The sequence below is a fragment of the Lacrimispora sphenoides genome, from assembly GCF_900105215.1.
GTDB classification, from domain to species: domain Bacteria; phylum Bacillota; class Clostridia; order Lachnospirales; family Lachnospiraceae; genus Lacrimispora; species Lacrimispora sphenoides_A.
This window is the reverse complement of the sequence record NZ_FOIP01000001.1, coordinates 2,384,296-2,398,185: the sequence shown is the minus strand read 5'-3', so window position 1 is coordinate 2,398,185 and position 13,890 is coordinate 2,384,296. Positions and strand designations below refer to the sequence as shown.

The window sequence follows — 13,890 nt, the reverse complement described above, 5'->3', positions numbered from 1 at the left end:
TCCTTATACTTCGAATTTATATCCCATTCCCCATATGGTCTTTATAAAGTCTCCCTTATCTCCCATCTTGTTTCTCAACTTTTTTACATGGGTATCTATGGTCCGGGCATCTCCAAAGTAATCATAATTCCAGACATTGTTCAGTATCTTCTCCCTGGATAGGGCAATTCCCTGATTTTCCAGGAAATAAGCCAACAGTTCAAATTCTTTGTAGCTCAAGTCAATGTCTTTTCCGTCAATGGTAACCTGGTGGGCCGCTTTGTCAATGCAGATCCCCCCTATTTCCACTGCATCCGCGGGAACAGCATTGCTGCGTCTTAATATGGCATCCACGCGGGCCACTAAAATCTTTGGGCTGAAAGGTTTTGAGATATATTCATCTACTCCCAGATCAAAGCCCTGTAGCTCGTCACGTTCTTCGCTTCTTGCAGTCAGCATGATAATAGGAACCTGGGAATATTTTCGGATTGTTTTGCAGGTCTCCCATCCATCCATTTTAGGCATCATCACGTCCAGAATAATCAGCACAATATCTTTTTGCTCAAAAAAGATATCTACAGCTTCTTCGCCGTTGGAAGCCTCGACTACGGAAAAACCCTTAACGCTCAAAAAGTCCTTTACCAGTTTTCTCATTCTGGCTTCATCATCCACTACCAATATCTTTAACTGTTCCATATATAACCTCCTGAAATCAGATCCTTTAAATCACAAAGTATTTATTAGTGTTATTGTATCAAATGGAAAGGCGTATTTCTACATTTTCACAGAGATTTCACACGATTTAAAAAGAAATAGCTGATCACCAGATTATTCCCCTGACCTAGAAACGATATTCCGATTCCGGCAAAACAAAAGGCAGATGCACTGGGAATAGCGCATCTGCCTTATTATAAAAATAAATTATCTTAACTCAGTTGTAGGAATGGTGTCCATATCATCGAATGCCTGGTTCTCTCCGCCCATTGCCCAGATGAAGGTATAGTTGCTGGTACCTACACCGGAATGGATGCTCCAGGATGGGCTGATTACTGCCTGCTCATTCTGCATAACAATGTGTCTAGTCTCATTGCCTTCGCCCATCATATGGAATACTACATTGTTCTCCGGAATCTCGAAATACATGTAAATCTCCATACGTCTCTCGTGAGTATGGGATGGCATGGTATTCCATACGCTGCCTGGATCCAGAACAGTCATACCCATAGACAACTGGCAGGTCTCCAGTACGTCCGGATGGATGAACTGATTGATCACGCGCTTGTTGGAGGTTTCCATAGCGCCCAGAGGCTTCTTAGCTGCCTTTTCAATAGGAATGAATGTGGTCTTACATGCTTTATGAGCAGGAGCACTCACCATGTAGAATTTAGCCGGATTGGATCCATCTTCGCTGGAGAAAGTCACTTCCTTTGTTCCCTTGGTGATATATAAGCAGTCCTTATATCCCATCTTGAATTCTTCCCCATCTGCAACGATCTTTCCTGCGCCGCCAATGTTAAAGATACCAACCTCACGTCTCTCAAGGAAATAGCTTGTACCAAAATTTTTCCAGATATCAATGCCCTTGTCTATGGAAACTGTCTCTGTTGTTGGCATGCAGCCTAAGGTAACCATACGATCTACGTGAGAATATACTGCAACTACCTCATTGGCAACATATAAATTTTCAATTAAAAACTCATTTCTGGTTTCTTCTGTTGTGTAACGTTTGAAATCCTTCTGGTTTGCTGAATAACGGATATCCATTTATAAAAAACCTCCTTATATAATTAATTTAGAAATAACTGACCAGCTTCATCGTATCATAAGGAGATTTTTAATTCAATATCTTCTTGGATAAATCGTCAAAAAGAACATAAAATCCTATTTTTAACCTGGAAAATGAACAAATGTTTGTTGAATGACTTTCTTATTTACGATTAATGATTTTAAATTTTTTTACTTCTTCACGCAGTAAATTGGCCTGTGTGGAAAGCTCTTCACTGTAAGCAGAGCTCTGCTTGGCAGTGGCTAATTGCTCTGAACTACTGCAGATATCTGCGTAATGCTGTAATACACGTGATTAATGGCAATGGTCTGTTTACGGGATGTGACTTCCACTGATTCCATAAGTTCACGCACATACCTTGCCTGGTTTGAAACCTACTTGAGGCACACACCCGGCAGGTGTATCTGCCCAGAAATAACCTTCTCCATCATCATAACGGGTGTCCGCACAATACTCTCCACATTTCTACGCGCTGCCTGCTCTGTGATCTCACCGTTTTCATAGCGTTTATAGTTGACCTCTTATGCGCTTACAAGACTTTCCACCACTGTTTTAATATTTGCATCGTAACTTTGATATCTTGAGTCAATCCAATTCTGATATGCACGATTCAAACATGTACAAAAAACGTCGTCAATAGGAAAATTATGCTGAAAATCAAAACACTTACAGATAAAATAAGCTTACCTCTACCTGCAATCTGTATTTTTTTGTTTAACCATGATGTCCGTCCTCCGTGATTGCATAAACTTTTCTTTTCTACAATAAATATCTCCATGCGAAAATTATACAATGGAACATTGTTTAGAATTGTGGGGATAATTTAATTTTTTGTTTTCTATTAATATAGATTTAGAAAAAAATCCATAGACATGAGAAGGAGGTGTTAGAGGATCTACAATAAACAAGTTATCCCGAAGTTTATGGCGTATTCTTTAATTACATGTAGTATTTGGATAAACTTCGAGATAACTTTTATAAAATATTTAATATTGCAATTCTGTTATACTATGCAATCTGATGAACAGACCATATGATTCCTCCAGTATTGGCTCCTCCAAGATTGAGAGTTAAGGATAAACCACTTGATACATAAAACAAACCAATTACGTCACCACTGTTTAATGCTGCATCGCAAGCCAGGGTAACCGTTCCATTACCTAATACGGCTCTCAACGTCAGGAGAGTTACGTTAATGTTTAAAACGGGGAATAACCCGCTCACAATCACAGTAGTTGTAGGTGATGTCCTTGATACTGCAAAGGACGGATTAATAGTGTTTCCAATTGAACCCGTTATGGCTGCTGTTGTGGAGTAGTTAATAGTTGCCTTAATAGAATATCTTCCTGTTGTAGATACAGTAAAGTTTCCTGTTGCTGCATTAAAATTTGCATTCCCATAATAAGGAGCAGTCGTGGTCCAGTTTGTTATTTGCGTATCTGTTGATACTGACAGGGAAGCAACGAACGCGGAAAAGCCATTTGTAGCAAAATTGGGACCTGTTGGACCGGTTGGGCCGGTTACACCCTGTGGACCGGTTGGACCCGTTGGGCCGATTACCCCTTGCGGACCGGTTGGACCCGTTGGACCAATGACTCCTTGCGGGCCGGTTGGGCCTATGACTCCCTGTGGTCCTGTTGGACCTGTTACACCCTGCGGGCCAGTTGGACCTGTTTCACCCTGCGCACCAGTTGGACCCGTAGCTCCTTGAGGGCCAGTTGGACCGGTGACTCCTTGCGGACCTGTTGGACCCGTGTCTCCCTGTGGACCCGTTGGGCCTATGACCCCTTGCGGTCCTGTTGGACCGGTTGGACCTATGACTCCCTGCGGTCCTGTTGGACCTGTATCCCCCTGTGGACCGGTTGGACCGGTAACTCCTTGCGGGCCTGTTGGGCCTATGACTCCCTGTGGTCCTGTTGGACCGGTATCTCCCTGCGGGCCAGTTGGACCTGTGACTCCCTGCGGTCCTGTTGGACCCGTAGCTCCTTGAGAGCCAGTTGGACCGGTGACTCCTTGCGAACCTGTTGGACCTGTTGGACCTATGACTCCCTGCGGCCCTGTTGGACCCGTAGCTCCCTGCGGGCCTGTTGGGCCTGTTACACCTTGCGGACCGGTTGGACCCGTGTCTCCTTGCGGGCCTGTTGGACCCGTTACACCTTGCGGGCCTATTGGACCCGCGTCTCCCTGTGGACCCGTTGGGCCGGTTACACCCTGCGGGCCTGTTGGACCCGTAGCTCCTTGAGGGCCTGTTGGACCCGTTACACCTTGCGGACCGGTTGGACCCGTGTCCCCCTGTGGACCCGTTGGGCCGGTTACACCCTGCGGGCCTGTTGGACCCGTAGCTCCTTGAGGGCCTGTTGGACCTGTTTCCCCCTGTGGACCTGTTGGGCCTATGACTCCTTGCGGGCCTGTTGGACCTATTGGACCCATGACTCCCTGCGGGCCTGTTGGACCTGTTTCCCCCTGTGGACCGGTTGGACCAGTAACTCCTTGCGGGCCAATTGGGCCTATGACTCCCTGTGGACCGGTTGGACCCGTATCTCCCTGCGGGCCTGTTGGGCCGGTTATACCCTGCGGTCCAGTTGGACCCGTAGCTCCTTGCGGGCCTGTTGGACCCGTGTCTCCCTGTGCACCCGTTGGGCCGGTATCTCCCTGTGGACCCGATGGGCCGATTACTCCTTGCGGACCCGTTGGGCCGGTGTCTCCCTGTGGACCGGTTGGGCCGATGACTCCTTGTGGACCAGTTGGGCCGATGACTCCCTGTGGACCCGTTGGACCGGTATCTCCCTGTGGACCCGTTGGGCCGGTGTCTCCTTGCGGACCTGTCGGACCCGTATCTCCCTGTGGACCCGTTGGACCGGTATCTCCCTGTGGACCCGTTGGGCCGGTGTCTCCTTGCGGACCTGTCGGACCCGTATCTCCCTGTGGACCCGTTGAGCCTATGACACCTTGCGGTCCTGTTGGACCTGTATCCCCCTGTGGACCCGTTGGACCGGTATCTCCTTGCGAACCGGTTGGGCCGATGACTCCCTGTGGACCAGTTGGACCTATGACTCCCTGCGGTCCTGTTGGACCTGTTTCCCCCTGTGGACCCGTTGGACCAGTAGCTCCTTGAGGGCCAGTTGGACCCATGTCTCCCTGTGGACCCGTTGGACCGGTATCTCCCTGCGGGCCAGTTGGACCTGTTTCCCCCTGTGGACCCGTTGGATCTATGACTCCCTGCGGTCCGATTGGACCGGTATCCCCCTGTGGACCTGTTGGACCAGTAACTCCTTGCGGGCCGGTTGGGCCTATGACTCCCTGTGGGCCGGTTGGACCGGTAACTCCCTGCGGGCCGGTTGGGCCTGTTACACCCTGCGGACCTGTTGGACCGGTAGCTCCTTGCGGGCCTGTTGGACCCGTTACACCTTGCGGACCGGTTGGACCTGTGTCTCCCTGTGGACCAGTTGGGCCGGTTACTCCTTGTGGACCAGTTGGGCCGATAACTCCCTGTGGACCAGTTGGGCCGGTGTCTCCCTGTGGACCAATTGGGCCGGTGTCTCCCTGTGGACCCGTTGGGCCAGTGTCTCCCTGTTGGCCGGTTGGGCCGGTTACTCCTTGCGGACCGGTTGGACCTGTGTCTCCTTGCGGGCCTGTTGGACCCGTTATACCTTGCGGACCGGTTGGACCCGTGTCTCCCTGTGAACCCGTTGGGCCGGTTACTCCTTGCGGGCCTGTTGGACCCGTTACACCTAGCGGACCGGTTGGGCCGGTGTCTCCCTGTGGACCCGTTGGGCCGGTTACTCCTTGCGGACCCGTTGGGCCAGTGTCTCCCTGTTGGCCGGTTGGGCCGGTTACTCCTTGCGGACCTGTTGGACCGGTAGCTCCTTGCGGGCCTGTTGGACCCGTTACTCCTTGCGGACCTGTTGGACCGGTGTCTCCCTGTGGACCCGTTGGGCCGGTTACTCCTTGTGGACCCGTTGGGCCGATAACTCCCTGTGGACCCGTTGGACCTGTGTCTCCCTGTGGACCCGTTGGGCCGGTTACTCCTTGCGGGCCTGTTGGACCCGTTACTCCTTGCGGACCCGTTGGGCCGGTGTCTCCCTGTGGACCCGTTGGGCCGGTTACTCCTTGTGGACCCGTTGGGCCGATAACTCCCTGTGGACCCGTTGGGCCGGTGTCTCCCTGTGGACCCGTTGGGCCGGTTACTCCTTGCGGACCCGTTGAGCCTATGTCTCCTTGCGCACCGGTTGGACCGATATCCCCCTGTGGGCCAGTTGGACCCGTTGGGCCGGTATCTCCTTGCGGGCCTATCGGGCCGGTTGCTCCTTGCGGACCTGTGGGGCCGGTGTCTCCTTGCGGACCTATTGGGCCGATGACTCCTTGCGGGCCCGTTGGACCTGTTACACCCTGCGGACCTGTTGGCCCAGTAGCTCCTTGTGGGCCGGTTACTCCTTGCAGACCTGCTGGACCTGTATCTCCTTGTGGACCAGTCGGACCGGTTACTCCTTGTGGACCCATTGGACCGGTGTCTCCCTGCGGACCGATTGGGCCAGTAGCTCCTTGTGGGCCTATTGGGCCGGTGATTCCTTGCGGACCGGTTGGGCCGGTATCTCCCTGTACTCCCATTGGACCAGTTGAACCGGTTGGACCGATATCACCTTGTAGACCCGTTGGACCGGTGTCTCCCTGTGGACCTGTTGGTCCTGTTTCTCCCTGCAGGCCCGTTGGACCGGTTGGGCCCGTGACTCCTTGTGACCCTATTGGTCCGGTTACACCTTGTGGACCCGTTGAACCAATATCTCCCTGCTGTCCTGTTGGACCGGTTTCACCTTGTGGGCCTGTTGGACCTGTGTTTCCCTGCTGCCCTGTTGGGCCTACGTCTCCCTGTGGACCAGTTGGACCCGTTACACCTTGCGGACCAGCTAGACCTGTGTCTCCCTGTGGACCTGTTGGACCCGTTACACCTTGCGGACCAGCTAGACCTGTGTCCCCCTGTGGACCTGTTGGACCGGTAACTCCCTGCTGCCCTGTTGGGCCGGTCGGACCAATAGCTCCTTGCGTACCTGATGGACCAGTTGCTCCCTGCGGACCTGTTGGACCGGTTGCCCCTTGTTGACCTGCCGGTCCCGTGGCGCCCTGCGGACCTGTTGGCCCTATAGCCCCCGTGAACCTGTTGGACCCTGCGGACCTGTCGAACCTGTAGCTCCCCGTGGTCCCGTCGAACCTGTTGGACCCACTGGACCCACTACTCCTCTCGGGCCCATTGGACCACTTGCCCCCCGTGGACCTGTCGGACCTGTTGGACCTGTTGGGCCAGGACAGCCGTTTAACCCTCTGGGCCCCTGGCAACCAGCAGGGCCCTCCGGTCCTGTATTACCTCTCACTCCCTGTGGACCTTGGGGACCTGTTGGACCTGTAGGCCCCATAGAACAGCATCCTCTGTTACATCTGCAAACTTTTCCTGAACACTCCTGTATTGTCGCCGCCGGGTTAATTTCATAGCCATCACTGGCATATTGCATACTACGACACCCTTTCTAAAAATCCATAAAGGAACATATTAGAATGTCTTCAATAATACGTTCCTTTTTAAAGATGATTTTATTTTTGTACGGCTGCAATAATGTTAAAATTGCTTTTTAGCCGTTCATTATCGGGGGCATATTCAAGAGCACTCTTTGCATGTTCCAGGGATTCCTTCGGCATGCCCAGCCAATAGGCAGCTATGGCGCAATAGTCATCCAGTGTATAATCCCAGGAATATCCCATATTGACAAAGGTTCTCGATTTTTCCTTTATCTTTAAAGCTTCTTTTGTTAAAAAGTAAGTCATGGCCCAATCTTTTATTTCATAGCACATTTTAGAAAACTCCACATAGGGATCACGCATATCCGGCACTTCTGCAATTGCTTTATAATACCAGGCATATGCCCCCTTCAAGTCTCCCATTTTATAGCAGGATTTTGCAATCCAGCGCATAGCGGCACATCGTTCATCACTCCATACAGCAGCCGGCAAAGCCAGATATTCCTTAAGAGTTTCTATGCATTTTTGCCACTGGCTTTTATACATGTATTCTCTTCCAAGATAATACCGCATCCTCTCATCCTCCGGAGCTTCCTTCACAGCAAGCTCCAAAAGGGGAAGATAGGAACCCCGGGATTTTTCAGGGTCTGGGTAATGGCTGAGAATCATTCCTTCGATATATATGGTTTCAACGGGTAAATTTCCCGTATATTGGATATATTCATGGATAGGACATTTCCAACGGAACCCCTGCCGGCTATGCACTTTAAAATAATAAAATTGAATGTCTGGAGTCCCATCTTCCTTAAGGCTCCAGTTATAAGGGTATCTTCCCATTTTTGCGGTAGGCATGGAACCTTCCGGTCTATGGTTAAGCCATGCTTCCTCCAGCTTGTTACGCCAGCCTGGCTCAAATAATTCATCAAGGTCCGTGCAGACACAGATATCAATATCCTCCGGTACATGATCCAGGGAAATATTCCGTGCCACATCGAACCTCCACGGCTTAACTATGTCCACATATACAACCGCACCACGTTCTTTCAACTTTTCAACAGTCCCATCATCAGAACCGGTATCCGTGACTACAATCAGGTCGGCCTCACTCATGGAGTCCATCCACTTATCTACAAATTGGACCTCGTTTTTGCAAATAGCATAAACACAGATTTTTAGTTTCATGATGATTCCTCCGCCTTTTCCTGTTTTTTGATCCTGTCTTCAATCAATAACAGATTATTTTGCAGCCTTTTATTAGAAGAATTCATGCTCAAGGCGATATGGGCATAGTCCCTGGCCTTCTCATACATCCCCATTTGGTAAGCGCCGACGGAACCGTAATCATACAAAGCACTTCCCCAGCTTTCTGGATCAACCAGATAACTTCCTGAATTTCTTGAGATGGTTAAACCCTTTTCTGCCATGGCAAAGGTCAGCGGCCAGTTTCTTTCCTTATAGGCTGATTTTACCAGAGCAAGATATGATTCTCTGACATCCGGGCATTCCGCCAAAGCCCGAAAGAGCCATGATCTGGCCTCTTTCATATTCCCTTTTTCTTCATAACATTGAGCAATAAAGCGCATGGAGGCACTTCGTTCCTCACTCCATTGAGCCGTTTCAAGGGAAAGGTGTCTCTTCAGCGTTTCAATTCCCTTATCAAAATTTCCATAATACACGTATTCTCTTCCAAGCCAGAACATAGACCTGTCATCAAGCGGGTTTTCCTGAACAGATAGTTCCAAAAGGGGCAGATATTGACTTCTTGGCTTTGATAAATCCGGATAGTGATTGAGGACCAACCCGTTGATCCATGAGATTTTCTCAGAACCTGAACCGCTGTATTCCAGAACCTCATGTACCGGATGTACCCAGCGGTAGCCATGTCTGATATGGATTTTTTCCATGGGATACTGCTTTTGGGGGGTACCATCGGGATTAAAGGCAAAAGTAAATAAGTATCGTGCACGGGTGTATTCCGGCCTCCATAGCTCTTCCAGCTTTTGCCGCCATCCTAACTCAAAGACCTCATCTAAATCGTTCGAAACACAGATGTCCATATCCTCGGGGACATGGCTTAGCGCCACGTTGCGGGCTGTGTCAAACCGCCATGGGGATATAGTTTCTTCATAAACAATAGCTCCTCTTTCCCGAAGTCTTTCAACCGTATGATCGGTTGAGCCTGTATCCGTCACAATGACAGCATCGGCTTCGGATACTGCATCCATCCAGCGGTCTACAAATTGTTCTTCATTTTTACTGATTGCATATACGCAAATTTTATATTGATTCACTTCCACCGACTCCTTCAGTCATTTTAATTACATTTTTTATTCTACTAAAATCAATATATGCATCTTGCAGCCCATCCTGTGAAGAAACGGCTTTTGTGAATATTTGAGTGAACAAAAAAGGCCAGCATATGCCGGCCAAAATATCTTTATGTGAAAAAACATTATAAAAAGCTCCATCAACTTCCTAGTTTCGCTTACCCCTATAGACGAATTGAACTTCATACTCCTATTTTGAGTTTTATAATTAAAAATATTTTCTATATTCCCCTATAGGAAACGGATTCTCTAATCCCAACACTCTTGGCCATAAGCCTGTGTCGTCAATGATAAAGCCCATTATCATTCCCATATGGCTATGTAAATGCCTGAACTGCGATAAAATCAAAGTGAATTTGTTGTATCCGCAATCAGGCGGAGTATCTAATAGTTGATTATCTGTTAGTTGTGAAAGGTAAGTCTTTACTTTTATATCAATATCAGCAAAATAATCATTTATTTCTTCTCTTAAAAGATATTTACTGGGGATTACATCTAAGTTATTCAAGTCCTTTTCGTGTATATCAGGCTCTACAAACTCTTTATCACTGGGATTGATAAACCATAAATCAAGTGAATGAAGCATATGATAAATATGTTTCCAACAAGGCATTTCACAATACTCTTTATTCCATAACTCATCTGGTACACAATCAATAACATTTTTCACTTCCCATATAGCACGGACTGTCTGATCTTTTATAATCTCAACTAATAAACTTTCTTCCATATTAATACCACCTCTCGAATTCAAATTTATATTTGTGATAATCATGATAGAAAATCCACTTGATACGTCTGAGTATGATCTTTTATATTTTTACCTCATCAAGTAAGTCCAACACACCACTGCAATGCCGGAATGGCATAAGTGGTGTGTTGGACTTACTTGTGACCGATAAAGCAGGGCATGCTCCTATATCGGAAGGGATGCAAGCCCCTTCTGACAAGCTGCGATAGCAGCTATGAGGCTATGCCTGATAAAGCGGTGCACGCTGTAAGCAAATAGTGAAGCGGATTGCGAATATCCGATTGACTATTCTATTTTCTTAGTGAAAATATGGATTTAATATCTCGCCGTAACTTTATAGAAACAGAATTAATAATTAATTCTTCTATAGCCGAAATACTTGCAATCAAGCAAACCAAAATAGCTGCCGCATATAATCCTGTTCCAATATATAGAAATGGAAAGGTAAACAAAGCAATCCCTGCCAGCTTATTAGCATAAATGTGTAAAAATGCAAGTTGCCTATAACGAATAAAACCAACACCTAACGATATCAGGCGGACAACAGCAATCGCAGCGATCCAATATATTCCCCATAAAGGCAAGTGAAAGCTGGAAACAAATATGGAAAGCAAAACTATAACCATGAAAGCATCAGCAATGCTATCCAGCATTTGACCTCTTTTGCTTACGGCATTCATCTTTCGCGCAATCATTCCGTCCAAAACATCACTGATGCCGCATAAAAAATATACAATAAGAAATTGTCTTGAAAATGGTTCCATTGTCAACAAAACCACGGTTCCTATCACTCTTGTCATTGTAATTAAGTTAGGAATATTCTTCATCTGAGCCTCCGGTATTCCCCCACAGCTGAAGCCGGCATATTGCCGGCTTCTCTGGCAGTACGTGGCTTCTATTATTTTTCAAAAGCCTCCACACCATATACTATTTCATAGATTTCTTTCTTATACGGCAGAAATTCCTCTTCCGTCACAGGTTTTCCATGACTCATAACCCACAGCTGAATAGGCTTATCCAAAGGCTTTAAGGGCAATTGCTCATAGTAAAAGGAATTGGAGTGAAATCCCAGCCTTTCATAAAATACTGCCCTGCTTCTGGTTATAGGGTTCTCCTCCGTGATTGGTTCTATTTCCAGAAATACAGGTTTTTCCGTTTCCTCCATAGCCTCTTGTACCAGCTTCTTTCCATATCCTTTTCCCCTGCATACTTCCGTTGTGGCCAAATGTTCCATAAAAACGCAAGAGGTAAGATCCCAGTATCCCAGAAAGGCCACAATCTTTCCTTCCTCTTCTATCACCCGGACTTTATAACAGGGATTACCGAAAACCCTTTTCTGATCGTCTTTTGTCCGGCGCTCAATGTTTGGAAATGATTCCTTATAAATCTGGTATATTTCCTCAAAACGGGTCTGCGGGTTTTTTAATAACATAATATCAATCTCCTAATCTTTATCTGTAATTGTTTCTGCCTTTAAGTGTAACATTTCCTGCGAAAAGAAGCAATGGAAAAGCCTGCCCCCATTTTACCGGGGCAGGCTGCTTTTCATTTTATTTAATGGTAATTCTGCCCTGACCTGCAGGATTTGCATAATCAGCACCTACATTGCCGCCTAAATTGCTGCGGATATAAGTGGAAAGCAAATCTACATCAGTCATGACTTCATCCCGGATCACCTTGCTTCCCTTAAACATGGTCATGCCATCACCAGCAGATTTTAACATGTAGTTATGGGAGGCTACGGTATAAGTCTTATTCACGTCAAGAGGAGCGCCGCCTACCATAATATCGGATACCCGGTATGCTCCGTTTACTTTTATAAAATTGTCTTTTTCATCCAACTGTACATTGGAAGCCTTTGTGGTATCGATGGTATAAGTAAGACCTGATACTTGCAGGAAACCACCATTCTCCTTCGGGCAGTTCCGGGAAGCCATTTCCAGGGCATCCTTGATTTGCTGGCCGGTTACTTCCACAACGCAACCCATATTGCCGAATGGGAACACGGTGAGGGTATCATTATAGGTAATGTTGCCGGCTTTTATGTTGGCTCTGACACCGCCGCCATTGGAAAAGCCAATCTCTGCTCCAAGCACATTACGATATGCATCAGCAGACAGATCCCCAAGGTTTGTCTCCGCGCTTCTGACCGCGCGTTTTCCGGTTGCCGGGTCATTCACCGTAAGTTCAACATCCGTATGCCCGATTACAGTCTTCAATGTCTCATTATACTGAGCCTGAATCACCTTAATGAATTTGTCTGTATCATAGTCAATGGCCTTTCCGTCAGCTGTAACAGCGCTCTTTCCAGGAATCACCAACTGAACTCCTACAGTCAGGACATTAGGATCTTTAATTTTATCTCTGTTTGCTTCATAGATTTCATTCCAACGGTTATAAGAGCCTAATTCTCTCTTAGCGATCCGGCTTAAGGAATCCCCATTCTTTACTGTATAAGCACTGGTGCCCGCTCCTGCCGGAACCTGGGAAACCAGTTCATTGGAAAATGTTCCATCTGTATGAAGTGTCAGCTTTCCGAAGTTCTTTAACTTTGTACCTGTCTGGGTAAGAAGTACATCCTGGCCATCCTTATTCTTTACGTACTTTCCATATTCCTCATGGGAATGGCCGTCGATTAATACATTAATGCCCGTAGTATTCTTGATCACGTTATCAGAGGTCCAACGGTCTGTTGTCCCGTTTTCGCCCAGATGGCCGACCAAAATTACGTAATTAGCTCCCTCTGCTTTTGCACTGTTTACAGATGACTGGATCTGGTCATAGAGTCTTTGTCCATTTTCATCTTCACAAAAACCGTAAATATAGTTTCCATTTCCATCCTGGAAATAAGCTGGAGTGGATTTAGTAAAGCTTTCCGGTGTAGTTGCACCCACAAACGCGACCTTAGTATCCCCATATGAAAAGATCTTATAAGGAGCAAATACCGTTGATCCAGTTCTTAAATCCATAAAATTGCTGGAATAGTAACCGCAGCTTAACTTTCCTGCCAATTCCAGAAAACGAGGCATCCCATAATCAAACTCATGGTTGCCCGGCACTGCGAAGTCATAACCGACCTTATTCATAATGTCGATCAAATAACCTCCGTCTGACAGTGTCCCAATGGGCGCGCCCTGAATGGCATCTCCTGCGTCAATCAGCGTCACATATGGAGTCTGAGCCTGCATCTCTTTCTTATAGAGAGCAAGTCCCGCATATCCTATGTTTTCATCAACCCCGCAGTGGACATCATTGGTATAGAGAACCACGATATCCCTGTCTGCTGCCAGAGAAGAAAAGGATATGCCTGTCGTCAGGGACAGGACCATGAGCAGAGCCAGCCATAGTGACAGAAACCTTCTAGTCTTACTTCCTTTCATTGTTGAAACCCTCCTTTTGAAAAGTACGTTTTCCTCTATTATATCAGATAAATGTAAAAATAGTATATTAATTTTCCATATTTTAAAATTATTTCTCCCTTTTCTCAGGTTTCTTTTAGACCTGATAATTATAAATATAGAAAAGGGATACCCCAACCG

General features: G+C 47.2%; 9 protein-coding genes. All 9 read right to left on the bottom strand.

Annotated features, from left to right (window positions below; genetic code table 11):
• Window positions 1-3 precede the first annotated feature (3 nt).
• Window positions 4-675, bottom strand: coding sequence for a response regulator transcription factor (locus BMW45_RS10850; RefSeq protein WP_092243277.1), 672 nt, complete (start codon window positions 673-675; stop codon window positions 4-6).
• Between the two features lie 225 nt (window positions 676-900).
• Complete coding sequence (gene kduI, locus BMW45_RS10845) at window positions 901-1,743, bottom strand: 5-dehydro-4-deoxy-D-glucuronate isomerase (protein WP_092243275.1); 843 nt, start codon at window positions 1,741-1,743, stop codon at window positions 901-903.
• Between the two features lie 1,030 nt (window positions 1,744-2,773).
• Window positions 2,774-7,096 (bottom strand): collagen-like domain-containing protein, encoded by a 4,323-nt coding sequence (locus BMW45_RS29095; protein WP_278320788.1) that lies wholly within the window; start codon window positions 7,094-7,096, stop codon window positions 2,774-2,776.
• Between the two features lie 252 nt (window positions 7,097-7,348).
• Window positions 7,349-8,455 (bottom strand): tetratricopeptide repeat-containing glycosyltransferase, encoded by a 1,107-nt coding sequence (locus BMW45_RS10835; RefSeq protein ID WP_092243272.1) that lies wholly within the window; start codon window positions 8,453-8,455, stop codon window positions 7,349-7,351.
• Window positions 8,452-9,564 carry a tetratricopeptide repeat-containing glycosyltransferase gene (locus BMW45_RS10830; protein WP_092243270.1) on the bottom strand — a complete coding sequence of 371 codons (1,113 nt, stop codon included), beginning with the start codon at window positions 9,562-9,564 and terminating at the stop codon, window positions 8,452-8,454. Before BMW45_RS10830 ends, BMW45_RS10835 begins: the two co-directional genes overlap by 4 nt.
• A 244-nt stretch (window positions 9,565-9,808) precedes the next feature.
• Window positions 9,809-10,330, bottom strand: a complete 522-nt coding sequence (locus tag BMW45_RS10825; RefSeq protein WP_092243267.1) for a hypothetical protein — start codon at window positions 10,328-10,330, stop codon at window positions 9,809-9,811.
• Window positions 10,331-10,641: 311 nt separating this feature from the next.
• Complete coding sequence (locus BMW45_RS10820; RefSeq protein ID WP_092243264.1) at window positions 10,642-11,178, bottom strand: CDP-alcohol phosphatidyltransferase family protein; 537 nt, start codon at window positions 11,176-11,178, stop codon at window positions 10,642-10,644.
• Between the two features lie 71 nt (window positions 11,179-11,249).
• Window positions 11,250-11,783: a GNAT family N-acetyltransferase gene (locus BMW45_RS10815; protein WP_025229837.1), complete on the bottom strand. Its 534-nt coding sequence runs from the start codon at window positions 11,781-11,783 to the stop codon at window positions 11,250-11,252.
• Between the two features lie 118 nt (window positions 11,784-11,901).
• Entirely contained in the window at window positions 11,902-13,731 is a 1,830-nt protein-coding gene (locus BMW45_RS10810) for a bifunctional metallophosphatase/5'-nucleotidase (protein ID WP_092243261.1), read from the bottom strand.
• Window positions 13,732-13,890 lie beyond the last annotated feature (159 nt).

Coding starts and splice junctions, on each gene's coding strand:
- BMW45_RS10850 (WP_092243277.1), bottom strand. CDS start 675: ATGGAACAGTTAAAGATATTGGTAGTGGATGATGAAGCCAGAATGAGA.
- kduI (WP_092243275.1), bottom strand. CDS start 1,743: ATGGATATCCGTTATTCAGCAAACCAGAAGGATTTCAAACGTTACACA.
- BMW45_RS10835 (WP_092243272.1), bottom strand. CDS start 8,455: ATGAAACTAAAAATCTGTGTTTATGCTATTTGCAAAAACGAGGTCCAA.
- BMW45_RS10825 (WP_092243267.1), bottom strand. CDS start 10,330: ATGGAAGAAAGTTTATTAGTTGAGATTATAAAAGATCAGACAGTCCGT.
- BMW45_RS10820 (WP_092243264.1), bottom strand. CDS start 11,178: ATGAAGAATATTCCTAACTTAATTACAATGACAAGAGTGATAGGAACC.
- BMW45_RS10815 (WP_025229837.1), bottom strand. CDS start 11,783: ATGTTATTAAAAAACCCGCAGACCCGTTTTGAGGAAATATACCAGATT.
- BMW45_RS10810 (WP_092243261.1), bottom strand. CDS start 13,731: ATGAAAGGAAGTAAGACTAGAAGGTTTCTGTCACTATGGCTGGCTCTG.